Origin of the sequence: Polymorphospora sp. NPDC050346 (genome assembly GCF_040655695.1) — a bacterium.
Classification (GTDB): domain Bacteria; phylum Actinomycetota; class Actinomycetes; order Mycobacteriales; family Micromonosporaceae; genus Polymorphospora; species Polymorphospora lycopeni.
The window spans coordinates 68,926-95,768 of the sequence record NZ_JBFAKM010000031.1 but is presented as its reverse complement, the minus strand read 5'-3'; the positions used below and the strand labels follow the sequence as shown (position 1 = coordinate 95,768).

At 71.1% G+C, this 26,843-nt stretch carries 24 protein-coding genes; 10 read left to right on the top strand and 14 right to left on the bottom strand.

Annotated features, from left to right (window positions below):
- Positions 1–102: 102 nt before the first annotated feature.
- The 14 genes from AB0I42_RS27225 to AB0I42_RS27160 all read right to left on the bottom strand — a co-directional run bounded on the left by AB0I42_RS27225 (position 103) and on the right by AB0I42_RS27160 (position 16,406).
- Positions 103–1,317 (bottom strand): hypothetical protein, encoded by a 1,215-nt coding sequence (locus AB0I42_RS27225; protein ID WP_357541449.1) that lies wholly within the window; start codon positions 1,315–1,317, stop codon positions 103–105.
- Between the two features lie 5 nt (positions 1,318–1,322).
- On the bottom strand, positions 1,323–2,636 hold the full coding sequence (locus tag AB0I42_RS27220; protein ID WP_357541447.1) for a phosphoadenosine phosphosulfate reductase family protein: 1,314 nt from the start codon (positions 2,634–2,636) through the stop codon (positions 1,323–1,325).
- Between the two features lie 313 nt (positions 2,637–2,949).
- On the bottom strand, positions 2,950–3,906 hold the full coding sequence (locus tag AB0I42_RS27215) for a hypothetical protein (protein ID WP_357541445.1): 957 nt from the start codon (positions 3,904–3,906) through the stop codon (positions 2,950–2,952).
- A gap of 172 nt (positions 3,907–4,078) precedes the next feature.
- Positions 4,079–4,792 carry a hypothetical protein gene (locus AB0I42_RS27210; RefSeq protein WP_357541443.1) on the bottom strand — a complete coding sequence of 238 codons (714 nt, stop codon included), beginning with the start codon at positions 4,790–4,792 and terminating at the stop codon, positions 4,079–4,081.
- 240 nt (positions 4,793–5,032) lie between these two features.
- Positions 5,033–5,935 (bottom strand): DNA cytosine methyltransferase, encoded by a 903-nt coding sequence (locus tag AB0I42_RS27205; protein ID WP_357541441.1) that lies wholly within the window; start codon positions 5,933–5,935, stop codon positions 5,033–5,035.
- Positions 5,932–6,891: a hypothetical protein gene (locus tag AB0I42_RS27200; protein ID WP_357541439.1), complete on the bottom strand. Its 960-nt coding sequence runs from the start codon at positions 6,889–6,891 to the stop codon at positions 5,932–5,934. Before AB0I42_RS27200 ends, AB0I42_RS27205 begins: the two co-directional genes overlap by 4 nt.
- 194 nt (positions 6,892–7,085) lie before the next feature.
- On the bottom strand, positions 7,086–7,721 hold the full coding sequence (locus AB0I42_RS27195) for a hypothetical protein (RefSeq protein WP_357541437.1): 636 nt from the start codon (positions 7,719–7,721) through the stop codon (positions 7,086–7,088).
- 507 nt (positions 7,722–8,228) lie between these two features.
- Positions 8,229–9,929 (bottom strand): ParB/RepB/Spo0J family partition protein, encoded by a 1,701-nt coding sequence (locus tag AB0I42_RS27190; RefSeq protein ID WP_357541435.1) that lies wholly within the window; start codon positions 9,927–9,929, stop codon positions 8,229–8,231.
- 77 nt (positions 9,930–10,006) lie between these two features.
- Positions 10,007–11,125 carry a hypothetical protein gene (locus tag AB0I42_RS27185; protein ID WP_357541433.1) on the bottom strand — a complete coding sequence of 373 codons (1,119 nt, stop codon included), beginning with the start codon at positions 11,123–11,125 and terminating at the stop codon, positions 10,007–10,009.
- Positions 11,126–11,480: 355 nt separating this feature from the next.
- A complete protein-coding gene (locus AB0I42_RS27180) occupies positions 11,481–12,059 on the bottom strand; it encodes a hypothetical protein (protein ID WP_357541431.1) in 579 nt (192 codons plus the stop codon).
- Between the two features lie 62 nt (positions 12,060–12,121).
- Positions 12,122–12,310 (bottom strand): hypothetical protein, encoded by a 189-nt coding sequence (locus tag AB0I42_RS27175; protein ID WP_357541429.1) that lies wholly within the window; start codon positions 12,308–12,310, stop codon positions 12,122–12,124.
- Positions 12,311–12,524: 214 nt separating this feature from the next.
- On the bottom strand, positions 12,525–14,384 hold the full coding sequence (locus AB0I42_RS27170; RefSeq protein WP_357541427.1) for a hypothetical protein: 1,860 nt from the start codon (positions 14,382–14,384) through the stop codon (positions 12,525–12,527).
- A gap of 382 nt (positions 14,385–14,766) precedes the next feature.
- Positions 14,767–15,645 carry a GNAT family N-acetyltransferase gene (locus tag AB0I42_RS27165; RefSeq protein ID WP_357541425.1) on the bottom strand — a complete coding sequence of 293 codons (879 nt, stop codon included), beginning with the start codon at positions 15,643–15,645 and terminating at the stop codon, positions 14,767–14,769.
- Positions 15,642–16,406 (bottom strand): GntR family transcriptional regulator, encoded by a 765-nt coding sequence (locus AB0I42_RS27160; RefSeq protein WP_357541423.1) that lies wholly within the window; start codon positions 16,404–16,406, stop codon positions 15,642–15,644. Before AB0I42_RS27160 ends, AB0I42_RS27165 begins: the two co-directional genes overlap by 4 nt.
- Positions 16,407–16,615: 209 nt before the next feature.
- Between AB0I42_RS27160 and AB0I42_RS27155 the strand changes: the two genes are divergently transcribed.
- The 10 genes from AB0I42_RS27155 to AB0I42_RS27110 all read left to right on the top strand — a co-directional run bounded on the left by AB0I42_RS27155 (position 16,616) and on the right by AB0I42_RS27110 (position 26,819).
- A complete protein-coding gene (locus AB0I42_RS27155) occupies positions 16,616–16,984 on the top strand; it encodes a hypothetical protein (protein ID WP_357541421.1) in 369 nt (122 codons plus the stop codon).
- Positions 16,981–17,673 (top strand): GGDEF domain-containing protein, encoded by a 693-nt coding sequence (locus tag AB0I42_RS27150; protein WP_357541419.1) that lies wholly within the window; start codon positions 16,981–16,983, stop codon positions 17,671–17,673. Before AB0I42_RS27155 ends, AB0I42_RS27150 begins: the two co-directional genes overlap by 4 nt.
- Positions 17,670–18,164, top strand: a complete 495-nt coding sequence (locus AB0I42_RS27145) for a hypothetical protein (RefSeq protein ID WP_357541417.1) — start codon at positions 17,670–17,672, stop codon at positions 18,162–18,164. Before AB0I42_RS27150 ends, AB0I42_RS27145 begins: the two co-directional genes overlap by 4 nt.
- A 13-nt stretch (positions 18,165–18,177) precedes the next feature.
- Entirely contained in the window at positions 18,178–18,399 is a 222-nt protein-coding gene (locus AB0I42_RS27140) for a hypothetical protein (protein WP_357541416.1), read from the top strand.
- The gene (locus AB0I42_RS27135) at positions 18,399–19,844 is read left to right on the top strand and encodes a hypothetical protein (RefSeq protein ID WP_357541414.1); all 1,446 of its coding nucleotides are present in this window, start codon (positions 18,399–18,401) and stop codon (positions 19,842–19,844) included. The genes AB0I42_RS27140 and AB0I42_RS27135 overlap by 1 nt, the downstream gene beginning before the upstream one ends.
- Positions 19,845–20,175: 331 nt before the next feature.
- On the top strand, positions 20,176–20,508 hold the full coding sequence (locus AB0I42_RS27130; RefSeq protein WP_357541412.1) for a hypothetical protein: 333 nt from the start codon (positions 20,176–20,178) through the stop codon (positions 20,506–20,508).
- Positions 20,509–20,524: 16 nt separating this feature from the next.
- Positions 20,525–20,953: a hypothetical protein gene (locus AB0I42_RS27125; RefSeq protein WP_357541410.1), complete on the top strand. Its 429-nt coding sequence runs from the start codon at positions 20,525–20,527 to the stop codon at positions 20,951–20,953.
- 7 nt (positions 20,954–20,960) lie between these two features.
- On the top strand, positions 20,961–22,181 hold the full coding sequence (locus AB0I42_RS27120; RefSeq protein WP_357541408.1) for a hypothetical protein: 1,221 nt from the start codon (positions 20,961–20,963) through the stop codon (positions 22,179–22,181).
- 97 nt (positions 22,182–22,278) lie between these two features.
- Positions 22,279–24,447, top strand: coding sequence for a hypothetical protein (locus tag AB0I42_RS27115; RefSeq protein ID WP_357541406.1), 2,169 nt, complete (start codon positions 22,279–22,281; stop codon positions 24,445–24,447).
- A 35-nt stretch (positions 24,448–24,482) separates the two neighbouring features.
- Positions 24,483–26,819: a DNA translocase FtsK 4TM domain-containing protein gene (locus AB0I42_RS27110; RefSeq protein WP_357541404.1), complete on the top strand. Its 2,337-nt coding sequence runs from the start codon at positions 24,483–24,485 to the stop codon at positions 26,817–26,819.
- Positions 26,820–26,843: the final 24 nt, after the last annotated feature.

The window sequence follows — 26,843 nt, the reverse complement described above, 5'->3', positions numbered from 1 at the left end:
TTGGGGGCGGCTCCCAATACTTTTGTTCCCCAATCAAACCCCCCCCCCCACCCCCCGGCGCGCCCCCCCCCGGCCCGGCCGGCCGGGCGACGTCGGTTCGGCCTACCTGCTGTTGACGAGGATGTCGAGCTGGCGGGGCAGGTCGAGTCCGAGCACGGCCTGCCACAACTCGTCGAACGCGCGGCGTTCCTTGGTCGCCCCGGCCACCGCGACCGTCAGGTAGTGCTCGGTGGACGGGTACGGCGGCCCCGCACGCCGCAGCACCAGCCGGGGTACACCGTCGACGACTTCTACCGTCCCGCCGCGTAGGGCCTGCTCGGCGACGAGCCGGGCCAGCATCTCCGCGCGGGTGCCGGCGGCGATCGCGCGCAGCGACCGCCACACGTCCCGGGCCTTGTCGGACGGGTCGGGACCGAAGACCCAGCCGCGCCCGTTCGGGCCGCGCCGGTCACCGCGACGCCGGTAGATCCGCCGGACTTCGTACAGCTCCGCCGGACGGGCGTCCACGGCCGCGACGGCCTGGTCGACGACGTCGCCGAGGCCCGCGCGGCGGGCGACGTCCTCCGCCGACCGGTCCTTGAACAGCCGCATCCGAGGGTTCAGCGACCGCGCGTTGCGCTCCATGGCGACCGTCTTGACGACCTGGGCGGGCTCCGCACGCCACCGGCGGATCATGCGCGCGATGTCCGGTCCCGCCTGGTATGGGCAAAACGCGCAGCATGATCGAGGCCACTCGATGCCGTACCAGCGACGTAGCTCGGCCAGGCACCGGTCACGGTCCCAGTCCGCGTCGATCAGCGGGTACCAGGGCGTCTTGCCGGGCGTGGACCGGGAGTAGCCCTCGTCGGTGTCCCGGCGGCCGGTTTCCTCGGCCGCGAAGCCGACCACGTGCAGCCGGTCGGCGCCGCCGTACTCCTGCTCGGCCCACCTGTCGAGCACCCAGCCCTTCCATTTGTGGCTGCATTTGCGGCTGCTGGTCTGGGGGATGGTGCCGGCGGCGAACATCTCGTCCGACAGCGTCACGGCGCCGCGCATCACCATCGCGTACGGGTCGCCGCGGCGGGTGTCGGACAGGACCACGATGCCGTCGTCGTCGTGCATGCTCGCGCGGGCGACCTGGACGTAGGGCACGCCCCGGTCCTGCATAAGCGGGAGCATGTGGTCGTCCATCGCGGCCTGGGTGGCCTCGGACTCGTCGCCGACCATCGCGGTGACCACGACCAGGTCGGCCAGGTCGTGCGGGTACGGCAGCTCGCCGAGCAGCACCCCGGTCAGCCAGGCTGCGGAGTCGGCGCCCATGCCATGCGTCTGGGTCACCCTCATCAGGCCACCGGCCCGATGAGGTCAAACAGGGTGCCTTGGGCGCACGGGGCTGCCGGGCCGGACAGTGCCGGCAGGTGCCATGGTCCGGTGCTCGCGTGGGCCGGGCAGTACCGCTGTGACTCGCGGGTGTTGGCCAGCACCCGAACCGCGCAGGTCGGGCAGCTCAACCAGTGGACGTCGAAGCCGGCCGGCCCCGGAGCGGGCTGGATCGAGGCGAGCGGCCGGCGGTGCTGGAACGGGTCGTTCAGGTCGGTCTCGACCTGGACGTAGTCGGCGACCGTATCCGGCGCCATCCGCGCCACGAGGGCCAGGTCCCGCCTGGAGCCCTGGATACACACCCGGCAGGACAGCCGGGACAGCCCCTCGTCGTAGGCCGGGTGGTAGGGCACCCCGCTGGCGGCGATGTCGGCCCACACCTCGGGCTTGGTCATGTCGTGGATGGGCAGCCACTCCCACACGTGCCTGCTCGCCGACGCCGAGGCTTTGAAGCTGAACGAGAACGGGGCGCGGTCGCGCCGGTCGTCGGACTCCTCGGCCCGGAACCCCATGATCTGCAACACCCGTACCGGCCGGGTGAGGCCCAGCTCGGCGCGGATCTGCGCGCAGATGTACTCGGTGAACGCCCGCCCGACGGCCGTCTTCCAATCGGACGTGCAGTAACGCGTCCAGATCGTGGCCCAGCCGCGCGGCGATCCGTCACGCTTGCAGCGGGTGGCGAAGTCGTCGAGCAGGTCGCCGTCGAAGTCGCGACGGGCGTAGTGCATCTGCCCCGCCCACTGCGACCGGCCGGTCAGCTTCTTCTTGGCGCGGTGCAGGTTCCACACGGCCCAGCCGTCGCCGGCGGCCAGCCCGATGCCGCTGCGGGCGGCCTGCTCGGCGGCCAGCTCGGGCACCTGCTGCCACTCGATGCGCGGCTCTTCGCCGGCCTGGGGGTCCTTGTCGAGCACCAGGTGGAGCACCACGATCCGGTCGCGGACCGAGGCGGGCAGCAGGGCCAGCGCCCGGCGCAGCATGGTCTGGGAGTCCTTGCCGCCGCTGGTGTGGATGACGATCAGGTCGAAGTGGTCGTACCAGCCGGGCGTAGACGGGCCGGGGACGCTCGCGGCCGTCAGGACCATCCGCAACTGGCCGGCCAGTGCCTCCGCCAGCTCCTGCGGGGTGGCGGCCGGTGGGGCCGCGATCGTCACCAGGTTCGGCTCGATGATGAGGCCGGGCGTCTTGCGGCGGCGGCGGATCTCCACCTTGCAGTCCAGCCAGTCGGGCAGGGCCACACCGGCCAGGGCGCGGGCGAACGGTGCCGGGGCGTGGATCATCGGGCACCACCCGGCCGACACCGGGCCGGGCCGGCGGGCTGGGCCGCCAGCGAGACAGGGACGAGCACGGATCGCTCCCTTGGGACAGTCGGGCTTCTGGTTCGAGGTCGGGGTGCCGCCCCCTCCCTCTATCTATAATGATACCCCATAAACTATAATGGTGGAAGATGAACTGCCTTCCGAACAGGGAAAACCCCGCCCGAGCCAGGCGGCTCGGGCGGGGTCGGTGTCGGGAGCGGGTGCCACCCGACTCGCGTCGTGGGAACTGCGGTGGCCGGCCACGGGCTCGGGTGAGCCCGTGGCCGGCGGGCGGTCAGTAGTACTCGACGTCGCCGGTGTTGTTGACCTCCACGGTCAGCGGCAGGGCGTCGGCGGGGATGCCCTCGTCCTCGACGGCGACGTACGTGCCGCCGGGCCGGCGGCGGATCATGACGTTGACGCCGAGGGCTTCCAGCCAGAAGTGGTCGGACAGGTCGTCGTCGGGTTCGGTGGCGGCGTAGCGCCAGGCGCGACCGCCACCGATCGTGGTCAGGTTGTGGCGTAGGTAGCTGGGGGCGTCGGCCGGGTCGATCCGGTCCCGGCGGGTGCGCTGGTCGGTGACGGCGCTGATGGGCAGGCCGAGCAGGGCGGCGACCTGGGCGGGCGTGGTCTGGCCGGGCATGAATACCAGCTCGACGAGGGTGGGGCGGGTGTAGACGCCGAATCCGTGGTCGAAGACGACAACCTCGCTGGCCCTGGCCGTCACCAGGGCCTGCAGCACCAGTCGCAGCGCGGAGCTGGGCCGGGCCGCGGTGGCCACGCTGTTCTCGTGGCCTCGACAGGGCAGGGTGGCGGTGAGCGTCAGGACGGTGAAGTGCCACCAGCGCTGCCGGCCCGGCCGGCGTTGGATCGGGCGGGCACAGGTGTCGCACGTCGCACGCTCGTAGCTCGACCCGTGCGGCCTGCTGACGACGGCCGGGGCGTCGTGAGGGTGCTCGCGCCAGAAGCTGGCGTCCACACCAAGGTCGTACAGGCCGCGCTCGTCCGGACGCACGCGGTGGACACCTTCCGGGGTCCGGATCCAGGGGTCGTGGTCGCCGATCTGCATCGCGTGGTGGTCGACCAGCAGGATGTCGGGGTCGAGCCAGGCCAGGCCGCCGTAGGCGCCGGTCGCCTGGTCCATCTCGCGGGCCATCCCCCGGACCGTGTCGCGCTCGAACAGGGCCTTCAGGCCGCCGTCGACGGGGCTGATCAGGGCGTTGTACGGGCCGTCGTCGTCCGGGCTGATCACCCGAGCCCACCGTTCCGGAGCTGGCTGCGGCGAGGCTTTCGTGGACGTCTGGTTGTGCATGGTTCTCCTTGGGCTTCTGGGTGGTGCGGGCCGGTGCCGCCCGGCCCGCACCGGCATGAGCTGCGCTGCGGTGCCGGTCACGGGCTCGGGTGAGCCCGTGACCGGCGTGGGATCAAACGGCGGGGTTGAGCAGGGGCTCGCCGGTTCCCCGGAACGGGGCCGGGGTCAGCAGCGTCCGATCCCCGGCGTCGGTGCGGTGCACCAGTCGCCAGGTGTGCAGGACGTTGCGCGGAGCGTTGGCCAGGCTGGCCAGCTCGGCGGTGACGTACGCGACGGCGGCGGCGTCGTCCATGCGGCCGGCGGCGTCGATGAAGCTCGTGGCCTCCCTGGGTTCCTCGCCGTCGACCTGGGCGGTCTGGAGCACGAGGTAGCCGGTGGTCGGCAGGCGGAACAGGAACGTATCCGGGGCCGCCCGGGTGGTGGCGTGCCAGTCACGGATTGCCAGCCGGCGCAGGCCGGTGGCGACCGCGTCGCGCTTGGTGCGGTGCCAGGTCGGGTGAATCGTCCCGGGCAACGTCAGCCGCCACACGCCGGCCTCGCCGTAGGGCCGTTCCCTCGTCGGACGCTTCTCGACGACGATGCGCTCGTCGCGGTCGGGAATCGGGGTGTCGACCGGCGCCACCCGGTCCGGCTCGCAGAGACGGGTCGGCAGGCGACCGCTGCCGAAGGCAAACCTCAGGGTGGTGAACGGTCCTCCATCGCCGGGGCCGCCGTAGATGACCGGCTCGTCGTCGTACCACGAGATGACCTCGTCGCCGACGGCGATACCGGCCGGCAGACCGGCGGTCGCCTCCGGCGTCGGGCCGGTCGCGGGTTGTGCAGACATGCATTGCTCCTTGCCTCGGTTGGGCTTCTGGTTCGAGGTCGGGGTGCCGCCCCCTCCCTCTATCTATAATGATACCCCATATCCTTTGTGGATGGTAGTCCAGGGTAGGGGTTGAGCAGGAAAAACTGTCTGGCCGCAACGCGAGAAACGTCGCCCGGCCGATCGGCCGGGCGACGTTTCTCGGGGCTCTGGCTATGCCGGGCGGGCGCTGATCCGCCGCCCGTACGGCCGGGGCGCCCGCTAGCCCCAGTTCTCCAGGTCGAACAGCGTGTCGCCGCTCGGCTCGGGCTTGCGCTTCCGGGTCGGCTTGGCTGGCGTCGCCGAGTGGCGCAGGCCGGCGCGGGCCTGCGGCCCGGCGGCGCCGAGGGCCTTGCGTAGGGCCTCGTACTCGCCGTACCCGCCGCCGGCCACCGCGTGGCAGAACGCGTCGACGACGGGGATGCCCTCGGGGGTCCGCATGGACAGCATCCCTGGGACGTTCTCCATCATGAACGCCGTCGGCTGGATCTCGGTGACCAGCCGGGCGAACTCGAAGATCAGGGTGTTGCGGGGGTCCATGATGTCCTGCCGGCCGGCCTGGCTGAATCCCTGGCACGGTGGGCCGCCCGCCACGAGGTCCACCTCTCCGGGCTCCAGCCCGAGCGCGTCGAGGATCTGCTGGCCGGTGAAGTTGCGGATGTCGCCCAGGAAGAAGTGCTCGCAGCCGGGGTGGCGCAGCGGCTGGTCGGCGATCCAGCCGGACCCGGCCACGGGCTGTGCCCGGAAGTCGGGTTCGGCCCGGCGTGCCCGCTTCGACCGGCCCGGCGGGACCAGGCCGAAGCGGCGGTCGAGCGTGGCCTCGAACTCCCGCCCCCGCTCCGGGGTGTCGAAATGGATCTTCACTCCGGGGCGGGCGAGGTTGACCATGTAGGTGATCGCGGCCGTGTCCCATGCGTCGCTCGCCGCAGCGACGTGGTATCCGGCCTGGTGCAGACCGAGGCCGATACCGCCCGCGCCGCAGAACAGCTCAACGGCGACGGGACGGGCGTAGCGGCGGCGGGGCCGGGCGGGAAGCATCAGCCCGAGGGGCGAGCGTTCCCAGCCACTCACCAGCCGGGAGTGGTCCCGGCTCGGGTCGATCAGCACGCTTCCGTTCGGGATCATCGGATCACGTCCTGGTCGGCGTCCGGCCGGGGAAGCGGCTGCCAGCGGTGGGCGTGCCAGATCTCGATGGCGTGGGCGGTGGGGAACTGCCGCCACATCTCGGCGGGCAGCCTGTCTCGGCGGGTCAACCACGCGCCGGGGATGCCGTAGTAGACGTCGGCGAACGTGTCGACGATCTCGTCCTCGTTGTCGACGATGGCCTGGATGGTCCGAACCGGGAGAAGGCCCTCGCGCTGCCACCGCCGGACGTCGCGGGCCGTCCGGGCCTCCTCGAACAGGAAGGCGAGCACGAACTCTTCCTCCATCGACTCGCCGCGCTCGTCGCGGCAGCCGGCGACGAACAGCAGCATGTCGGCCCAGGCGAACGTCTCCAGATCGGTCGGGAGCCAGGTGGTAGGTCCGCCGGTGCCAGTGTTCTCGATGGTGCCGATCAGGTTGCCGTTCAGGACCAGCTCGCCGGTGTACGCCTCGCCCCGCGAGGTCGCCAACTCGTTCAGGCTGCGCACCGTCAGCCGGGCGTGCGGAACGGTGATGCCGGTGTGTGGCAGGACCGACGGACGGTCGGCGTGCCAGTCGAGGATCGCCAGCCGGCGATGCCCGTGGGCGATGGCCTCCCGCTTGGTGCGGTGCCACGACGGTTCCCCGCTGGGCAGCGTCAGCCGCCACACGCCGACCTCGCCGTAGGGCCGTTCCCAGGTCGGCCGCTTCTCGATGACGACGCGTTCGTCCTTGACGGGGATCGGGGTGCCGACCGGCGCGACGTGCTGCGGCGGGCAGTACAGCACGGGCTCGCCGGTGGCCCGGTCGGTCAGCACCGCGTACGCGTAGGCGTCGCTGGGACCGCCGTAGCGGATCTCCATGTCGTGCTCCCACGACATCACCTTTTCGCCGACGGCGAGACCGGCCGGCAACGGGGCCTCGGTCGACGCGGCCGGCTGGGTGGGACTGTCGGGCATGGTTGCTCCTTGCCTCGATCGGACTTCTGGTTCGAGGTCGGGGTGCCGCCCCCTCCCTCCATCTATAATGATACCCCATATTTCTGGTGGACGGTAGTCCAGGACTGGGGTTGAGCAGGGAAAACACCCCGTCATGAAACGGAAAGCGTCGCCCGGCCGATCGGCCGGGCGACGTCGTCGACAGGGGATCTTGGTTATGCGGAGCGCGCCGGCCCCTTGCCTGCCGCGCCGGGCGCGCTGGCGTCAGGACGGGCGACGGCGAACTCGGCTTGATGGTCGCTGGCCCACTGGTGCCAGCCGTGTCGGCCGGCGTCCATGGCCGCCTTGGCGGCGCGCTGCCAGGCCGCGTACCCGTACAGCTCGTCCGGCCCGTACTGGCCGTACTCGAACCGGTCGCCGCCCTCCAGGTAGGCGGCGGCTTCCTGGACGCTGGTGTCGTCGTGCCAGTCGGTGGAGATGTGGGCCAGGTTGTGCCGGGCGTGCGCCTCGGCCTCCTCCCAGCTCGCGGCGGAACCTGAGCTGCTGCTAACCCGCCCGCCACGGCGGACGATCTGCTGGTGCCAGGTGATCGGCGCGTAGGCGCTGCCGATGTCAACCGTCACCACCGCGACGCAGCCACGGAACGTCAGCACAGTCGGCGGCCGGTACTGGACAAGGAACTCGCGCAGATGGCCGGCGAGGGCGTCACCGGCAGCCTTCTCCGAAACCCCTTCGGCACGCCAGTCACCGAACTCCGCCGACCAGGTCCTGCCTCGACCGGGCGGACGGGTGGCAGTGGCGTCGAGGGTGATCCGGACCGGGCGTCGGCGGGTCGTGTAGTCGGACGTCATGATCGGGGCGCCTCCGTTCGTCGGGCTTCTGGGTTCGAGGTCCGGGGTGCCGCCCCCTCCCTCTGCCAATAATGATACCCCATATCCTTTGTGGACGAAAGCCGGAACAGGCTTTGACCTGCGAAAACTTCACGGAGAGGGGGAGTTTAATCGCCGGTCTGGTCGAGTAAGGTGCGGCGGCCTGGCGCGGCCCCCGACCTCGGCGCCGACCACCACAACCACCCACCACCCGCAACCCCCAACACAAGGGCAAGCCGACCCGGACCACAGGCGCCCCCAGGGCGCCGAGGACCGGAAGCGGCGCGGCAGCCGGGGCGCCCCACACACGACGAACACCAACCACACCCGCGCCCCGCACCGCCGCAACCACCCACCCGGGCGCCCCACACCCCACGAACACCAACCACACCCGCGCCCGCACCACCGCAACCGCCCCCGGACGCCGAGGCGCCGCCCGGCTCGTGGCTGACCGGGCGGCGCTTCGTGGTGACGGGAAGGGGAGTGGGGTCAGCACTCCCCGGTGAGGTCGGCGACGTACTCCAGGCCGCGGCCGGCGGCGCGGGTGATCCAGCCGTGGACGGTGACACCGGCGTCGGCGAGGGTCTGGCGTGCCCAGTACTGGGCCTCCCCGATCTGCTCGTCGAGCAGGCCGTCGTGGTCGGAGTGCGGCTCGTCGCCGGTCAGCAGGAGCCAGGCGCTGTCGACCTGGTCGTACAGCAGCCGGTACTCGAGTTCGCCGGCAGGCGGCTCGTCGACGTCCTGGGCCGGCGGGTCGACGTCTTCCTCGGGCGTCGGGGCGATGGCGTCGAGCCGGCCCTGCTCGTACTCCGAGATGGTGTAGCCGCCCTGGTCGACCAGGAGTTGCAGGTACTCCCTGTCCTGCCGGTTCCAGGTGTGCCACGAGGTACGCAGCCGGGTTTCCCGGTTGGCCAGGGACAGCGCGTAGGCGGCGGCCGCGCGGACGTGCCAGGGCTGGTCGACCAGGGCCTGGGTGGCCTGGTACGGGGACTGGCCGGTGTTCTCGATGACGCCGGCGGCGATCAGCCATTGCAGGGCCAGGCGGGGGCTGTCGCTGCCAGACATCGTGATCGCGGCGTCGACGAGCAGCGGCATGGCGCCGGTCTGCGGGATCTTCGGGGCCTTGGCGACCAGGCGGGCGCACGCCTCGCCGCGGGCCTTGTTGGCCTGCCGTTCGGCCCGCTCGCGGTCCAGTCGCTCCTGGTGCTCGGCGGTGCGGTTGTCCGTCCGCTTGGGCTTGGCCGTCGAAAAGTAGCGGACGTTGCCGCCCCAGCCGATCTCGGCAACGAGGGTGCCGGCCTTGGTGGCGGCGGTGCGTGCCCGCTCGGTCCGCACCTCGTGCTGGTAGTAGTCGGCCCCGAGGGTGTTCTGGGCGGACTCGATGACCTTCACGCCCTCGGCGGCCAGCCGCTGGGCCGTCTCTTCCTGCCGCCTCTGGCGCTCCAGGTTGGCCTTGGCCACCTCGACGGCGTCGGCGGCCTTACGCCAGCGCTGCTCGCCCCGCACCTTGTGCGCGGCCAGCATCAGGTCGTGGTCGTCGGCCTCGGCGTACGCCAGGGCGTCGGTGATGTCCAGTTCCTTGGCGGCGACCAGGTCGCGCAACTGCTGGGGGAGACGTCGCAGCTTGAGCCGCTTGCTGACGTGGCTCTGCGAGCAGCCGTTGATCGCGGCGATCTGCCCCTGCTTGCGGCCGGCCGCGATCGCCGTGGCGAACGACTCGGCCTCCTCCAGCGGGGTCAGCGGCGACCGGGCCACGTTCTCGGCGGTCATCGCGTCGAGCTGCGCCAGCGGGTCGTCGGCGATCGCGTCCTCGCGGATGACGACCGAGATCTTGGGTTCCGGGTCGTCTCCGTAGACGTTGCCGGACGCCGTGTACCGGCGGGCACCGACCAGCACCACCCACTCGACACCGTCTTTGGTGAGGTCGGCGGCGTGGTCGGGCCACGCGGCGGCGACCCGGGCGGCGGGCATGACCACCGGCGGCTGGATCACGCCCTGCGCGCGGATCGTCTTCTCCAGATCGGCCAGATCGGCCGGGGTGAACTCCTTGCGGGGGTTCGCCGGGTGCGTGACCACGCTGGTCAGCTTCACCAGCTCGGCCCGGACCGGCACCACCTCGGCCGGCGCCGGGGGAACGTACTCGTCGTCCTCGCCGACGTCGGCGGCCGGCGATTCCACGGAATGGGTCATGATGGGTGGCGCTCCTCTCGGGGAGTGCGGGCGGCCCGTGCTTGTGGAAGGTGGGGGTCGCCCGCGTTATGGCGGGACTAGCGGCTCTTGCGGTCGGTGCGGTTGTCCGCCGCGGTGGTGGCGGCAGCCTCAGCGCGGAGCTGGGCGTCGGCGCGGTCGGCCCGAAGCTGGGCGATGAGGGTCTGGGCGTCGACGAGTTCGGCACGGACAGCGGAGCGGTCGGCGTCGACCTGCTCGGCGCGGCTGGTCGCGGCGGCGACCTGGACGCGGACGTCGGTGAGCTGGGTGGTGAGGTCGTCTCGGGCCCGGCCGGCGGCGGCAAGCGCGGCCTCCAGACGCGCGACGTCGGAACGGGCGGCGGCGAGCTGCTCCGTGACGGCCGCGACCTGGACGGTGAGGTCGTCACGGGCCCGGCCGGCGGCGGCCAGGTCGGCGCGGCTGCCGGCGAGATCGGCTTGGAGCTGGTCGACGCGGGCGCTGGTGACGGCAAGGTGCTCACGGGTGCCGGCGAGGTCAGCACGGGCGTCGTCACGGGCCCGGCCGGCGTCGGCCAGCGCGGCCTCCAGACGCGCGATGTCGGAACGAGCGGCGGCGAGTTCGGTGGTCAGGGTGGCGCTGCTGGCTTCGGCCTGCTCGGCGCGGACGGTGACCTCGGCGATGGTCTTCTCGGCGGCGACCAGATCCCGCTTGGTCAGGGCGAGTTCCTTGTCGAGACTGCGGTTACGCGCGGCGATATTGCGGACTTCCTGGTCGGCGGCGCGGCGGGCCTCGATGGCGTGGGTGGCGGCCAGAGTCTGGGCATCAGCGCGGCGCTCGGCCTTCTCCCGGGCCGCCTCGTGAGCACGGATCTCGCGGTCGGCGCGGACTCTCTCGGCGTCGGTCGCCTTCTGCGCATCGCGGGCGAGCCGGTCAGCGGTCCGCTTGTCCTCGGCGGCCTTCGCGGCGGTGGCCTTGGCCTCGCGGGCGGCGCGTTCGGCGGCCTGGCGGCGGGTGGTCTCGGCCTCGACCTGCTCGACGGCCTCCCGCAGGTCACGCTCGACCTCCGCGACGCGGCGCAGCGCGGCGGCCTCCACGGCCCGGCTCTCGGCGTAGCGCTCCAGAGCCTCGATCAGCGCCTCGACCTGCGGCTGAATCTCGGCGGTGTCCTGCCGCTGGGTCGCCAGGGGAACGTCCAGGCCGGCGGCCCGGTTCGCCATGCGCTGCTGCCGGGCCCGCGCCAGGCAGGTCCTCGGCGCTTCGTCGTACTCCCGATCGGGACAGTACTTCGGCGGCCGGTTCGAGGAGCGCCGGTACGTGAACGTACGACCGCAGTAGGCACAGTCCCGCGTACCCTCGCCCGCGCGAGTTTCCGCCACGCCTTCTACAGCGCTTTGAAGCGCTGAATCCTGATCTGACATACCCTCATCCTATCACAGTTATCGGTTACCGAGAACGATTACCTGCTTATCGTTTTCGGTAACCGATAAGATTGCAAGATCAATGAACAGCCACGATCCTACATCCGCTTGAAATGGCTTCTAAGCCTCTAAAACAAGCCCCGCTCGATGCCTACTATGCAGCTTGACGCAGAGTGAGCCGTGAGGGGCGCTCGCGGTGGCCGGGAGCGCGGGTCGGGGCGGGAAAGAGGCGGGGATACCGAACGGGGTCGGCGTCGCGGCGCAGCTCGGCCCAGTCGTGGGGCTCGATCCCGTTGCGGGTGCTGGTGCCGGCCAGGCCAGTGAGGTACCAGCCGTAGCGCTCGTGCAGGGCGATCGGCTGGAGGAAGAGGTAGGTGACCGCCGGCAAGCCCGAGGGGACGATCACCGTCCGGTGCCGGTAGTCGTGCACCACGGCGTACAGGCCGAGGTCGCGGCCGACGCCACGGCGCTCGTAGTTGTCGGAGCACACCAGGACGCGCCGGCCGCCGTCGTCCGTCTCCACGGCCGCGGCCGCCCACGCCGCCGGCACCCACCGGCCGCGATCGCGCACCAGGGCGACGGTCCAGACCTTTCCCCGCCGGCGGCGGTAGCGGTGCTCGGCGTCGGTCCACATCTGGTGGGCCAGGACGGGATGACGCAGGTCGGCAAGGGCTGCCCGGTAGCGGGGGTCACCAAGCTGGACGTTGATCACCTTGCAGGCGACGGGTGGCATGGCCTGTTCCTTCCTCATGAGCGGCTGTCGGCGGTCGACGCGCTGAAGGCACCGGGGGTGCGCTACCAGCCGGGTTCGCCGGCGGCCCGACGGTGGGCGGCGTGGCGCTCCAGCGCGTCCTCGATCGCGGCCCGGTCAGCGGGCGGCACCGCGTCAAGGAAGTCGTCGTAGTGGCCGCGTTCGGCCAGCCGCGTCATGAGCAGGTTGGTGATGGCGTCCTCGGTGGACTGGCTGAGCCGTTCGGCGCTCATCGCGGTCCGCCGGCAGCGCCGGTCTTCTGGGACGAGGTCGACAACGTTCCTCCTGGGGATCCGTGGTTCGGGCGGTGGGCCCGGTCGTCGCGCCCCACTCAGCGTACAGGAAAGGGTATGGAAAAGGGTACAGAAAAGGCTACTTCGGGTTGTGGAGGCGAGGGCAGGGCCGGGCAGCCGGGGGCGGCGATTCCACGGAAACGGCGCCCCTGGGTCAGGAAAACCGGCGCGGCGGCAGGCCGGAGCCCGGCTTCGGAGTCTCGGGCCAGTCCGCGGCCGCACGCCGCGCGGCCGCGTGGTCGCCACGGCCGGCAGCCGCCGCGATGGCCAGGGCCGCCGCCCGGCCGCCGCCGGCCGCAGCCGTCGCCGCGGCGGCGTCACGGCGGTCGAACTCGTCACGCAACCGCTGGTTCCGGTCCGCCGCGACCTTCCGGGCCGCCTCGGCGACCTGACGAAGGTGTTCGGTGTGCCGCCGGGCCGGCGCCGGCGGCGTCCGGTTGCTGGTCAACGCCGTCTCCAACAGTTGCCGCAGGTACGCGGCCGGCCGGGCCGGGTCGGCCATGACCGGCCGGCCGCCCCGGGTGTCCAGCACGTGGTCGACCACCGCCTCGGCCGTCCAGTACTCGCCCAGCCGGGGCCCGAGCACGGCCGCCACCCACGGCAGATCCACCCCGGACAGCCAAACCCAGTGTTTCCGCAGGTCGGACGCCAGCCGATAGGCCCACTCGGACCACTGTGACGGGCGCGGACCCCGCTGTGACGTACCTTCCACACCCTGGAGCGACCTAGGACGCTGTAGGGGCTGTGAGCCGGTGCATACCCGATTTGCTCGAACCCCCTTAGTCGATGAGCGCGAAGCGCCGACTTTGCTCTTCCCCCCGCGAGGCGGCCGGGGGGCGGGAGTCACGGGGGGTCCGTACATCAGACCCCGAGACAAGCAGGAACTTAAGTACTCACCGTTGAGCACTCCGTGGGGGGAGCAGATATTCACGGTGCCGATCGGGGCCGGCAGGGGAGCGGGGCGGGTGATCTGCCGGGCCGTGGCCACCGCCTCGCGCAGCTCGGCCCGGCGGGCCACCTCCAGCCGGTCCGTCCACGTCCCCGCACGGGCCCGGGTGAGGTCCAGATCGGACTGAGCGGTCGCCAGCAGCGACAGGGCGTGCGACAGCAGCCCGTCCAGGACCGACAGCGCCTGAGCGACGTAGGGGGCGCGGGACGCGGCGTCGCCCAGGTGCAGCGCGATGATGTCGAACTCGGCCCGGTCACGGGCCCGACCCAGCTCCCGCCGCTCCTCCAGGCACAGCGGCCGGCCCTGGCGGGTCCGTACCCACCAGCGCACCGCCTCGCCCCGCGCCCACGCCGACGTCACCGCCCTCGTCGAGCAGCCGGCCAGCTCCGCCGTGCGCTCCCGGCCCGGCAGCGACCGCCGCCCCGACCGCCAGTCCGCGTCCACGGCCGCCACGCCCGCCACCCGGGCGAACGCACCCGGCCGGCCCCGCAACGTCGACCGCTCGCCGGCGTCACGCGCCAACGCGTCGGCGAGCAGCTCCACCGCCCGGCCCTGGCTACGGCCGGCGGCGTATCCCTCGACCGCCGCCCGCAACCGCTGCACCCACGCCACCAGCTCGTCCACCCGGGACTCGGCCACCGAGGCGGCCGCGATCGCGGCGAACCGGCGCTCGACCGCGGCCGCCTCGGCCGCCACCTCGGCCTCGAACTCGTCGCGCAGCGAGGCCAACCACGACCAGCCGCACAACCAGCACTCCGGCACCGGCGACGGCTCACCACACGCCGCGCAACCCGCGCCCGCGTCGACCAGGTCCTCACGCAGCGCGTCGACCAGCCGGCGCCGCTCAGCAGTACCCTGCCGCTCCGTCCGGCTACGCCAGCACGACCGGCACAAAGGATCCGAACCGCGGCCGTCGCGCGGCATCCCGAGCTTGTCCCGCCCGGCCTCCGCGCACGACACACACGGCACCTGCAGGCCCGTGACGTACACCGGCCGACGCCGCGCACCGGCCGGCGCCGACAACCGCACCTGGCCCGACCGGGACGTCTCCACCAACAGGCTCACGACGACACCACCGGACCGCGGCGGCACGCCGTAGGCAGGCGGACAAAACGGGCCGTAAAGGGCCTAAAACGTATTGGCTGGATGCGCTCCGTGCCGCCCTTAAGGCGCGCAGCATCGACCGGACACGCCGTGAAGGTGTCTGGACACGAAAAAGCACCCAGCCCGAAGGTGGGTGCTATGCTGACCTCCGAGCTTGGAGAGCCTTGTTCCCCGTTGATTCGTTTGGCCGCGAAGATGGGGTGCAGGGCTCTTGGCTTTTTATGGAATTAGCGGTTGCGCAGGGGCGCCCCTTCCAAGATCAAAAGATGACATGCATCTCGGCGGATCCTACGACGCGGTTCAGGCACTATGTGCCCCTGACACGCGACCGTCGTTGATCGCCTCACTGTACCGACCTCGGGATCTCCACCATGGACATGTAGCAGGGCTGCGTGTCCTGGTGGGTGATCACGTACAGACTCCCTGTGGTGAGGGAGAGATCCGATCCGGTCACTGTCGCAGTCTGGTACCAGGTGTCGCGGTAGCTCTGCTCCACCTGCCAGGCCCCAGACTCCTCCCGTAGCCGGTATCGATACCCCGGCACGAACCCCATCCGGTACTGGTCAAGGCCATTGGAGCGGGCGATGAGTCCAGGCCGAATGTGGGTGTGTTGCCGGGCGAAGTTGCCGACAGGGTCGACCTCACTGTCATAACGTTCGGTTTCAAGGGCCGGAGGAGCCGGAACCTCCTGTAGCGCGGCGGACGTCTCAAAACTCATCTGCGTGGCCAGCCGCTGAAAGAGAGCGCCTGAGCGGCGAGAGGCATTGAGGCTGGTACGTAGGTACTCCCAGCCACGCCGGCGATAGTAGCTCTGAAGGTGCTCATTGCTCTTCCAAGCGTCCAGACGCAGGTAGGCATGGCCGTGGCGGTAGGCACGATCTCCCGCCCACTCCAGCAGCAGGGCTCCATACTCGTTGCCGGCCGCGCCACGGGAGACAGCAAGCTTGGACAGGTAGACCGCTGGGTCTTGCAGCTCGGACGGTGACCAGAAGTCGGTGTCCCCGTTGGTCTCGATGGTGATCGTCCCGATTGGCTGTTGCCCAGCAAGCAGCAGCCAGACGTCGCCACGTTCGAGCGAGGGCTGCATCTTCGCTCGCCATTGCGGCCAGGTAGACCACTGGTCGAATCCTCGGCTGCGCAGCCAACGGACGCTCTCTTCCAGAAGCCCAAGGACAAGGTCAAACTCGCCCGGCTGCGCCTGCCTGATGATCAGTGCGCTCACTGCCAGGCCCGCTCAAAGGTCCGCTCGACCACGATGGTGTGGTTGCTGGGCAGCAGGTTGACCGTACAACGCACCGGCCGGCCATCAGCCGTGTACCCGGTGACGTAGTGGATCACTATCGGAGTACCCCGGCCGAGTTGGAGTCGATGGATCTCCGCCGGAGTCGGCATCCGCCAGAAGAACTGATCGGTCGCGCGGGTCTGCGGATACCCAAGGTCGGCGAGAACCTGATTCGTGCCGCGGGCAACATCGGCGGGTGCCATGATCTCTGAGCCCTGGACAACATCAAGGGGATAGTGCGAGTCGTTGGTGTTGACCGGCTCCCCGTTGATGAACCGCAGGCGGCGGCGAACGACGATCACCTCACCGACGGGCACCTCCAGGCGCTCGGCGATGTCGGCGGGGGCCTCGATCAGGGCAACCTCGATCTTCTGCGAGGGAACTCGCCCCTCTGCGGTGATCTGCTGACCGTATCGGTCCATCGTCGGGTTCGGTGGCTGCGGCCGCGACTCGTCCTGCGGGCGATAGATCATGTGCTCGCGCTCGACCACGAAGTGGCCTGCTGGCCGCCGGGCGACGATCAGCCCTTCCGCAACCAACAGCGCCAGGCCGTTACGTGCAGTCTGGCGAGCCACGTCGAACTCCCGGGCGATCTCGTGCTCAGTGGGCAGTTGCCGTCCAGGGGGTAGCGCGCCAGAGGTGATCTGGTCGCGGAACGCTGCGGCGATCCGCTGGTATGCCGGCAGCCCTGGTTGGTTCACGGCACTTTTCTACAGCCTTGATCGCCAAATGTCTAGTCAATCTGGCCAGGGGACTTGACGTGGTGGCCAGTCCGGTGGACGATCGCTCCAACACATTGTCTACACAATGCCTGATGCCTAGTCATTGCGTAGGTGGTGGGACGAGAACGAGGTCGGCGTTGCACCGCCGACCTCGCCCCAAGGGTCGCGTCGTTGGAAGGAGACGACCCATGACCATTGTCCTCCCTCTTCCTCCTGAGGTAGAGACACCTCCCCTCCAGCGCACGGAGATCCCGGCGGAGACCTGGGAACGTGCCCGCGTCACCACGATGCTGGTCGACCTGGCGAGGGCAGCCGCCTGGACCTGGTCGGCGCCATCCACCTGGGAACGTGCCCGCTTCGCCACGATCCTGGTCGACCTGCTCAAGCGCCTCTCCTCCGTCGCCGCCGAGGTTCGGCGGCAGGCGGTTGAGGAACTCGTGGATGGGCAGCGCGTGCCTCAGGCCCGCGTAGCCCGTCACATCGGCGTCTCGACCAGCCGGCTCAGCCAGATCGTGAAGGCCGGGCGCCGTGAACAGCACAGTGGCGGTGCCCGATGAGCGCCCGAGTCCTGTTCGGTGTAGCGGCCGGCGTGCTCGCCGCTGGAATGGTCGCGACCGTTGAGGTCGGACGCCGCCGCCTAGTGGCCGAGCGGGACGCCGCTCGGCGAGACGCCACTACGGATGGCCTGACCGGGCTGGCGAATCGGGCCGGCCTGGAGGCCGGGTTGGCGCGGCTCGTGGAGGCCGGCCAGCCGTACGGGCTGCTGATGGTCGACCTGGACGGGTTCAAGCAGGTCAATGACACCTACGGTCACGCGGCGGGTAACGCGGTGCTGGTCGAGGTCGGGCGCCGGCTGGTCGACCTGGTTGACGACCAGGACAACGGCGGCGTGGCGGCCCGGCTGGGTGGCGACGAGTTCGTCGTCGCGTTTCCGGCGGGCGCGCCGGTGCTCGCGGCCGAATTGGCGCACGAGGCGCTGGCGCTGATCAAGCTGCCCGTCTGGGCCACCGGCAAGTCCGTCCAGGTCGGCGCGAGTGTCGGGGTGGTGCACGCGGGGACGGCCGAGCCGATTCCGGCGGTACTGCACACCGCCGACATCGCCATGTACCAGGCGAAGGAGGCCGGCGGTGGGGTCGTCGAGCGCGACCCGGTCGCCGGGCTGGTCACGCCGCTGGCTGACAAACCGTCGGCGCGGCTGCGGGACATGGTCGCGTTCGGTCGCGGGATGCGGGCGGTGACGGCATGACCAGCCTGGCTATCCCGCCGAGCGGTAAGAGCGAGCAGACCAGGACCGAACTCGTGGTCCGTGACGAGGCCCTGGAGCTGCGCCGCGTGTACGCGACGCCGCCGGACGTGCATCTGGAGCTGGGGGCATGGTGCCCGCTCGACGACACCGTCCTGCGGTGCACGAAGACGCTGGGCGGATGGGCGTGTGACACCTGCTGGGCGGCCTGGGACCTCCAGGGCCAGAGCGGTCGGTGGCTGGCGTGGCGGCCGGTGGTCGAGCTGCGGCCGGTATCGGACGAGCCGGTCCAGCCGCCGAAGGTGGCCGGTAGCGGTGTGCGGGCGGTCGGGCTGTTCGTGGCCTGGTCCACGGCCGGCTACGGCGTTTGGACGCTGGGCGAGAAGTGGCGGGGCACGCAGGTGCCGGACGAGCTGATCTACATCCTGGCCGCGCTGGTCGGGGCGACGGCGCTGATCCGGGTGGCGTGGGCGGTGATCCGCCGTGGGCGCTGAGATCCGCGTAGACGTGCGTCTGGACTGGACGAAACCGGGCCACTACGACGCCGAGAAGGCACTGCCGTGCCGCATCTGCGGCACCCCGACGCACACCCGCGACTACGGCGGACTGCCCTGTGACCAGGCGTGCGCCCAGGACGAGATCGCCCGGGAGGTCATCGGCCGGGCGTCGGCCGTGATCCCGGACGAGCGGATGCCCAATGCCGGGCAGATCAACGGATGGATGGACTGATGAAGCAGAAGGCTGGTTCGTCGGCTGCTGGCTGGGGCCAGTGGATCGCGATGGCCGCGGCGGTGATCCTCACGGCGAAGGGCGAGTTCGACCTCGCGGTGGCGGCGCACTTCTCGCCGTGGATCGCGTGGATGTTCCCGGTGATGCTCGACATCTACGTGATCGTCGCGTTCCACCGGCGCCGGTGGGCGGACATGGTCACCGGCATGCTGCTGATGCTCTTCTGCCAGGTAGCCGTGCACCTCCTTCCGGTCTTCATCACTGAAGGCGAAGCGGTGCCGTGGGGGCTGGTGATGGCGGTCGCGTGTATCGCTCCGATCGTCGTGGTCCGCGTCAAGATCCTCGCCGGAAAGACAGCCGCAGAGGTCGAGGCGGCGGAAGAGATGGCACGCCGGGCGGAAGAGCTGCGGAAGGCCCGAGCGGAAACGACGTCGGCGATCCGGCGGCTGACGGAAATCCAGGCCCAGGTGAAGGCGGAAATCCAGACGCGCGGTGCGGCGGAAGAGGCGCGCACCGACGCGGAAACCCGGGCCATCGCGGCGACCACGCTGGCGGAAACGCGGGCGAAGGAGCTGGCGGAAATCCAGGCCGAAACCGAGGCGGAAATCGAGCGTGCTCGGCAGGCGGAAATCGCGGCTGACGAGCAGGCCCGACGGGCGGAAATCCGGGCCGGGGAGCAGGCTGAGGCGGCCCGCCTGGCCGAGGGGCGGCTGGCCGAGGCACGTGACGCCGCCGACCGGGCCACGGCGGCCCGAGTGGTGGCCGAGCAGGCCGCCGCGGCCCAGGTCGAGCAGGTGACCGCAGCCGCCGCTCAGGCTGAGGAGTCGCTGCGTCAGCGACTGGCCGCCGCGACCGAGGAAGGCCGGGTGGCCAGGCAAAACGCGGACGAGTCGGCCAGTCGAGGCCGGGTGCTCCATGCCCAGCTCGACGACGCGCGGGACCGCATCGAGCAGTTGGTCACGGAGCGAGCCGCGGCCGCGCAGAAGGTACGGGCGATCACCGAGGCCCGCGACGCGATCATGGCCGAGTTGGACCGGACGCGGGCGGCACTGGCCCGCGCCCAGCAGTCGGCGGCGCGGGAAAAGCCGCTGCGGGTCCGGTCGGAAACCGGGCGGCCCGCCGACCGGAAATCCGGCAGCGCGCAAGCGGAAAACCTGACCGCCGTGGCGGCCTCGTTCCCGGCGGAAATCCTGCCCACCGTCGAGAGCGTGCGGCCGGAAACGGTCGCCCACGTGCTGGCGGGCGTGGTGGAAATCCAGACCGGAGTCATCGGGGAAATCGCCAAGGCGACCAACCTGTCCGGCAAGACCGTCGGCAAGGTCGTCAGGGTCGTCCGGAACCTGCCACCGGAAAACCTGCCGGCGGAACTCCGCGACCGGCTCGCTCCCGTGCTCGCGATTTCCGGCTCCGTTTCCAGTTCCGACGACCTGCCGGAAACGGCCTGATACCGGCCGCCGCCGGCCGCACTCATGGCCGCGGGCGGCTGGCGGCGGCCCCTCGAACCCCTGGAACACCTCTGCGGAAAGGGGAAAACCGATGACGTCCATCCACGACACCGAGCCGGCTTCTCCGTCGGCGACCCCTCGCCCGGCACCGGCTGGCGACGGCGGCCCGACGGGCGGCGACGACGCCGCCCCGACCACCAAAATCTCTACGGAGAGTAACTCGGAAGTCGGAAGTTCCGACTTTGAAGGTGCCCCTGCACAGCGTGAAACCCGCTTTGAGAGGCCGGAAACTCGGAAGTCGGAAGTTACGTTCCGTAGCCGGGCTACGGGAGTGATCGACGCGGTGCTGGAGTACGTGACGCCGCCGTCGGTACTCACCCAGCCGCCGGCGTCGGTGGCCGAACTGGCCGCGTACGCCAAGACCGGGGAGTGGACGGCCCGCAGGTACGGGTTCGTGCGCGGGGCCGGGATCTGGTGGTACCGGCTGGTCGGGCTGCCGTACACGGTCTGGTGCCGCTACGGCGAGTGGATCGCCCAGCGTCCCGGGCGGGCCATCACGGTCCTGCTGCTGATCAAGCTTCTCGCCTCCACGACCGCCGGTGAGTGGGTCGTGGAGCACCTCATCGTTCCGGCCGGCCGCATCGCGGTCTGGCTTTTCCTGTGACCTGGAAGGACTTCTGATGGACACCCTGATCATGCTCGGCGGTCGGTTCAGCCTGCTGCTGTGCGCGGTGGTCGTGGCTTTCCTGGCACACCGGCTGCACAAGAAGGCGTCCGGCAAGCGGGCGAAGGCCAAGCAGACGGCGGCGGTTCTGATCATGTTCTGCGCCGGACTGCTGCTGGCGGGCACGTTCGTCGGTGGCTGGATGAGCAGCAACTTCGGCCAGGCCGGCGGCTACCTGGCCGGCGGGCTGGTGCTGTTCACCGTGGGCGCGGTCCTCATCGACTGGGTCGCCGACGGCAAGCCGGACAAGGTCGCGCTGTGGGCCACTCTGCTCGTGCCGCTGGCGCTTTTCATCGGCGCCGGACAGGTCATGTCGCTGCTGGAGCTGATGGGCCAGCAGGGCGCCGACCTAGGCGAGCACGTCTCGACGCAGATGGGCCGGTGAGACGTCGATGGCCGAGCTACTGATCATCGCGTGGATGGCGTGGTACATCACCAAGGACGTCATCTACGCCGCCAAGGGACAGATCCCGCCCCGCAAGCAGATCCGGCTGGCCGAGATCAAGGCCGGGATCGCCCAGCCCCGCTACGGGTTCGGCGGCTTCATGGCCGACCTGAAGGACGACGCCTACAAGGCCGCGACCGCCCGCCGGCGGGAGAAAGCCATCGAGCGGGCAGAGGAGCGTAAGGCCGCCCGCGAAGAGGCGAAGAAGGAGGCGGCCGGGCACGCCGAGGCCGAGAAGCCGGCCGAGGCGCCGAAGCCCGCCGCCGCCGCAGATCCGCAACCGGCCACTGTGCCCGATCCGGCCGCGGGGCCGGCCCCGGCCACGGCCGCAGGCCCTACGCCGCCTGCTGCCTCGAACGCCCCTGCCACTGTGCCCGACCCGGCCGCAGGACCGGCCCCGGCCACGGCCGCAGGCCCCACGCCGCCTGCTACCACGGACCCTCGCGCCTGGAAGGGCGAGGTCAGAGAGGCCCTGGCCAGCCTGCACGGCATCGACGCCGCCGAGTGGGACCACCTACAGGGCCTGCGGTGCCAGAACCCGGGCTGCGCCTGCCACACAGACGGTGTGCCGGCGGCCTACCAGTGCCGCACCTGCGGCCGTCAGCGCACCGCCCGCTACATGCATCAGCTCACGCCCCATCCGCTCTGCACCACCTGTGAGGCCAGCCGGCTCCGCGATGAAGCCGAGGCCGAGCAGCGGCGGCGACAGGCCGAGGCCGCTGGCGCCTCGGCGACCCCGGCGCCGGCCGGCGCCCCGGACCGAAAGGAGCACAGCAGCCCCGGCGGGCCGGTCGCGCCCGTCATCCAGATGTTCCCGCAGAACAGCACCACCAGCTCGAACACCAACACCACGAAGGAGAACAACATGGACATCGACGAGCAGCCCGTTGCCGAGGTCACCGGCCTGGTGTCCGCGATCGCCTACTCCGAGGGGGTGAGCACGGCCCACATCGCCCACGGCTCCGCGGAGGGCTTCGCCTCCAGTCTGACTGAGGCCAACTACGGGCCCGGTGTCATGACCGCCCTCGCCGCCGCCCAGGAGGCCAGCACCAACGCCGGCGTGCTGTGGGGCGCGCTCACGGCCAAGTTGCGCGAGGGCCTGGTGGTCAAGGAGGCGTACGGAATGGCCTCGGACACCGGTGACAAGGCGCACGTCGTCAACGAGTGACCCGATGCCCGGCCGGGGCTACGGCCCCGGCCGGGCACCACCTCGACCCGTTTCCACCAATCCCCGCTCCAGCCAGCCTCATGAAGGGATCGCACCGGTGACCAGCACGATCGACGACATCCCGGTCGCCGTTGACGACCAGGCCGACTCCCCGACCACCAGCCCGACCGCGGCGCCGCCGCCCGCGCAGCCCGAGGCGTCCGAGGTGCAGGCGCCGCTGGTACCGCAGATCGCCCCGCATGCGGCGCTCGGCGCCATCGTGCTCGCGGCGGCCGCGACCCGGGCCGCGATGCACCTGACCGACGCCGACGCCGCGATCGCGTTGTCGGTGGCCGGGACCGCGCTGGTCGTCGGTGTGGTCGCGGCGGTCGTCGCCGGCGTTCGGCTGGCCGACCGCAAGAGCCGGCACCGGGCCTGCGCGTTCATCGCGGTCGCGGCCGGCTGGCTGTCGACCACGGTCGTCACCGGGCTGTCACTGGACGCGGTCGGCATCCTGGCCGCCCTGGGCTACGCCCTGTCGCTGCACTGGTGGCGTAAGCGGCGCATCGGTTCGGCCGCCGAGGTGGTCGAGGTCGAGGTCGTTGATGGCAAGCCGGTTGACCGGTACGTTGCCCGCTGGCGGCGCTACCTGCGCAACGGTGACCTGGCCGGCTCCCGTCTGGAATCGCCCACCCAGGTCCGCGACGGCGTGGTCCGTTACGTGCTGCGGCTACTGCCCGGCAAGCAGACCTACAACACGGTCATGAACCACCTGGAGCTGCTGCGGGGCGTGCTGGGCTTGGTCGCGGGCCAGGACATCATCATCGAACGGCACCCGGTCCTGGCCGCGCCGACCCTGCTGCTGACCATCATCACGAACTCGCCGGTCAAGACCGACCAGAACTGGCCCGGCCCGTCCGCGTTCGACCCGCACACCGGCCGGGTGGCCCTCGGCCCGTTCCTGGACGGCGAGGGCGTCGCCACCTGGAAGGCGTACGTCCGCAACCGGCTGTACGGCGGGTTCATCTGCGGCATCGCCGGCACCGGAAAGTCGCGGATGATCGAGTCGATCGCACTGGCGCTGGCCGGGTCCGACACCCACCCCACCGTGATCTTCTACGGCGACGGACAGGGCGGCGCCTCGTCGCCGCTGCTGCGTAAGCACGCCGACTACTCGGCCACCACATTCCAGCAGATCCACGCCATGCTCGTCGGCCTGATCCTGGTCCTGGAGCTGCGGCAGGACGAGAACGACCTCCACGAACTCGAAGGGTTCACCCCCACCGACGACCGGCCCGGCATCATGGTCATCGTCGACGAGTGCCACAAGCCGCTGTCGCCGGCCGAGAACCCGCTGCTGGCCGCCGCGACGCAGCGGATGATGGCGACCATCGCCCGCGAGGGCGGCAAGGTCGGGATCGCGCTCATCCTGGCTAGCCAGCAGCCGACCCTCGACGCGTTCGGCGGCGCCGGCAACCTCGCCGACGCGCTGCGCAACAACCTGCTCGCCGGTAACGGCATCCTGCTGCGCTGCAAGACCAACAACGCCAAGGGCGTCTTCAAGGTCGACATCGACCCCACCCAGTTCCCAGACATGCCCGGCTACGCCTACGTCGTCGACAGCGACGAGAACGGCCGATCGGCCCCGTTTCGCGGCTACTACGTCAAGGACGACGCCCGCACCTACTGGCCGGTCCGGATCACCTGGCGAACCCTCGACGACGGCACCGCCAACGCCTTCGGCGACAACTACCTGCGCCGTCACGAGATCGCCGAGGAAGCCCGGATGCGCAAGGCCGACAGCATCCGCGCCCGTCGCGCCGGCCGCACCATCCCCGCCAACCCGGCCCCGGCGGCGGCGCCGGCCGCACAGCCAGCCGTGACACAGCCGGTCGACAACGGCGGTGGTGCGGTACTGCCCGCCAACGTGGTCCCGTTCCCGGTCTGGGACCCCTCCGTGATGAAGCCGAACGCGAAGCCCGCCACCACCGCTCCCCAGGCCGCCTCCGCACCGCCGGCCGCCACGGCCGCGCCGGTGGTGTCCGGGGTCCGGATCACCGCCGGCCACGTCCGGCTCGCCGACGCCCTGCACTCGGGCATCGTGCTACGCGACGGCTACACCCGGCCGCAGATGGTCGCCGACGAACTCGGCTGCTCGGCGAAATGGGCCGGCATCCTCCTGGCCGACCTGGTGGAACTCGGCGTGGCCAGCAAGGGCGAGGTGCAGGGCCGCTACTACCCGACCGGCAACCCGCTTCCGGCGGCCAGCGCCCAGCACGCCGCCTGATCCACCCTCTCAACCCCCGCGACGAAGGGACCGTCATGCCCACCCGAACCAGCCGCAGCGGCACGGCCGCCCGGCGCAGCCCGAAGAGCCGCCGCAAGCCGACTACCCGCAGCACGTCCCGCCGTCCCAGCAGCCCGCACCCTGCCACCCAGGTCGGTCGCGGCATCGCTTCCGGCTGGGCCACCACCGCCCACGGCGCTGGCTGGCTGGTCCGCAAGGTGGCACCGACCGCGTCACGGACCAGTCGGGACGACCACGATCGAACCGGCCTGGCGCTGCTGGTCGCGGCCGTCCTGCTGGCTGTGGCCGTCTGGTGGCGACCCGGCGGGGTCGGGCTGGTCCTTCGGCCGCTGGCCGACCTGGCCGCGATCCTGCTCGGCCTGCTCGGCCTGGCCCTGCCGATCCTGCTCGCCGTCGCTGGCGTCCAGGCCCTGCGCCACCAGGTCACCGCCCGGTGGCGGCGTCCCGTGGCCGGCGCCGTCCTGGTCGTGCTCGGCACCGCCGGCCTGGCCGACCTGGGCATCACCGCACTGCACCCCGACGCCGGCCTGACCGACGCCGGCGGAATCCTCGGCCGGCTCACCGGCGGTCTACTCGCCGCCGGGATCAGCACCGTGGCTACGAGCCTGCTGCTGTTCGCCGCCATCGTGCTCGGCGTGCTCACCGCCGCCGGCACCTCCCTGGCCACGCTCCGAGACCGGCTCACCGCCCCCCGGACAGCCTTCGACGACGACGAGGTCGACCAGCGGGAGGACATCAGCCAGCCCGTCGACGAGCACCCCGTCGCTGTGCAGCCCACCGACATCTCCCCCGCCTCCGCCGGACAAGAGTCGGTGCGGCCGGCCGCCACCAGCGCTCCACCCGTCCCGCCACCCGGCGCCGGCACCGTTGCCGCCGGCGGTGGCCGCTACCAGCTCCCCTCGCTGTCCCTGCTCGCCGCCGGTGACCAGCCCCGACGCCACACCCGCGCCAACGACGCGGCCATGACGGCCCTGCAGCAGGTCCTCGACGAGTTCAAGGTCAACGCCCGGATCAGCGGATTCAGCCGCGGCCCGACCGTGACCCGCTACGAACTCACCCTCGGTCCGGCGGTCAAGGTCCAACGCGTCACCAGCCTGGCCGGAAACTTCGCCTACGCCACCGCGACGCCCGAGGTCCGCATCCTCAGTCCGATCCCCGGCAAGAGCGCCGTCGGTATCGAGATCCCCAACCCCGACCGGGAGGTCGTCACCCTCGGCGACGTCATCCGCTCCCGCGCCGCCGGCGACCCGCACCGCCTGCTCGTCGGCCTCGGCAAGGACATCGACGGCGCCGCCGTGGTGGCGAACCTCGCCAAGATGCCGCACCTCCTCATCGCCGGCGCCACCGGCGCCGGCAAGTCCGCCTGCCTCAACACCATCCTGGTCTCGCTGCTGGCCCGAGCCACCCCCGACGAGGTACGGCTGCTGCTCATCGACCCCAAGCGCGTCGAGCTGACCGCCTACGAAGGAATCCCGCACCTGGTCACCCCGATCATCACCAACGCGAGGAAGGCCGCCGACGCCCTGGACTGGGTCGTACGCGAGATGGACATGCGCTACGACGACCTCGCCGCCGCCGGCGTCCGCCACATCGACGACTACAACGCCAAGGTCCGCGCCGGGCAGATCAAGGCGCCAGCCGGCAGCGAGCGAGAGATCCGCCCCTACCCCTACCTGCTGGTGGTCGTCGACGAGCTGGCCGACCTGATGATGGTCGCCCCGCGCGACGTCGAGGACTCCGTCGTACGCATCACCCAGCTCGCCCGCGCCGCCGGCATCCACCTCGTCCTGGCCACCCAACGGCCCAGCGTGGACGTGGTCACCGGCCTCATCAAGGCCAACGTCCCCTCCCGGCTCGCGTTCGCCACCAGCTCCCTGACCGACTCCCGGGTCGTCCTCGACCAGGCCGGCGCCGAGAAGCTGCTCGGCGCCGGCGACGCCCTGTTCGTGCCCATCGGCGCTTCCCACCCCACCCGTCTGCAAGGCGCCTGGGTCAGCGACGCCGAAGTCGCCGCCGTCGTCAAGCACTGGCGGCGCCAGGAAAGCCCGCGCTACCTGCCCGACGTCACCGCCACCCCCGGCACCACCAGCGGCCCGCAGCTCGACGACCTCACCGACGACGACCTCGACCTGCTTCGCACCGCCGCCGAACTCGTCATCACCACCCAGTTCGGCTCCACCTCGATGCTGCAACGCAAGCTCCGCATCGGCTTCGCCAAGGCCGGCCGCCTCATGGACCTGCTCGAAACCTGCCAGATCGTCGGGGCGGCCGAGGGCTCCAAGGCCCGCGACGTGCTCGTAGCCGACGCCGAACTCGCAGAGGTACTCGACCGGCTCCCCGTTGCGTCGTAGCCACACTCAAACCATATGGGGTAT

Excerpts from the sequence above, each read along its gene's own strand:
- AB0I42_RS27190 (WP_357541435.1), bottom strand. The coding sequence starts at position 9,929 with ATGACCCATTCCGTGGAATCGCCGGCCGCCGACGTCGGCGAGGACGAC.
- AB0I42_RS27185 (WP_357541433.1), bottom strand. The coding sequence starts at position 11,125 with ATGGCGAACCGGGCCGCCGGCCTGGACGTTCCCCTGGCGACCCAGCGG.
- AB0I42_RS27200 (WP_357541439.1), bottom strand. The coding sequence starts at position 6,891 with ATGCCCGACAGTCCCACCCAGCCGGCCGCGTCGACCGAGGCCCCGTTG.
- AB0I42_RS27205 (WP_357541441.1), bottom strand. The coding sequence starts at position 5,935 with ATGATCCCGAACGGAAGCGTGCTGATCGACCCGAGCCGGGACCACTCC.
- AB0I42_RS27155 (WP_357541421.1), top strand. The coding sequence starts at position 16,616 with ATGACCATTGTCCTCCCTCTTCCTCCTGAGGTAGAGACACCTCCCCTC.
- AB0I42_RS27110 (WP_357541404.1), top strand. The coding sequence starts at position 24,483 with ATGCCCACCCGAACCAGCCGCAGCGGCACGGCCGCCCGGCGCAGCCCG.
- AB0I42_RS27175 (WP_357541429.1), bottom strand. The coding sequence starts at position 12,310 with ATGAGCGCCGAACGGCTCAGCCAGTCCACCGAGGACGCCATCACCAAC.
- AB0I42_RS27180 (WP_357541431.1), bottom strand. The coding sequence starts at position 12,059 with ATGCCACCCGTCGCCTGCAAGGTGATCAACGTCCAGCTTGGTGACCCC.
- AB0I42_RS27195 (WP_357541437.1), bottom strand. The coding sequence starts at position 7,721 with ATGACGTCCGACTACACGACCCGCCGACGCCCGGTCCGGATCACCCTC.
- AB0I42_RS27220 (WP_357541447.1), bottom strand. The coding sequence starts at position 2,636 with ATGATCCACGCCCCGGCACCGTTCGCCCGCGCCCTGGCCGGTGTGGCC.
- AB0I42_RS27135 (WP_357541414.1), top strand. The coding sequence starts at position 18,399 with ATGAAGCAGAAGGCTGGTTCGTCGGCTGCTGGCTGGGGCCAGTGGATC.
- AB0I42_RS27150 (WP_357541419.1), top strand. The coding sequence starts at position 16,981 with ATGAGCGCCCGAGTCCTGTTCGGTGTAGCGGCCGGCGTGCTCGCCGCT.
- AB0I42_RS27120 (WP_357541408.1), top strand. The coding sequence starts at position 20,961 with ATGGCCGAGCTACTGATCATCGCGTGGATGGCGTGGTACATCACCAAG.
- AB0I42_RS27145 (WP_357541417.1), top strand. The coding sequence starts at position 17,670 with ATGACCAGCCTGGCTATCCCGCCGAGCGGTAAGAGCGAGCAGACCAGG.
- AB0I42_RS27125 (WP_357541410.1), top strand. The coding sequence starts at position 20,525 with ATGGACACCCTGATCATGCTCGGCGGTCGGTTCAGCCTGCTGCTGTGC.
- AB0I42_RS27210 (WP_357541443.1), bottom strand. The coding sequence starts at position 4,792 with ATGTCTGCACAACCCGCGACCGGCCCGACGCCGGAGGCGACCGCCGGT.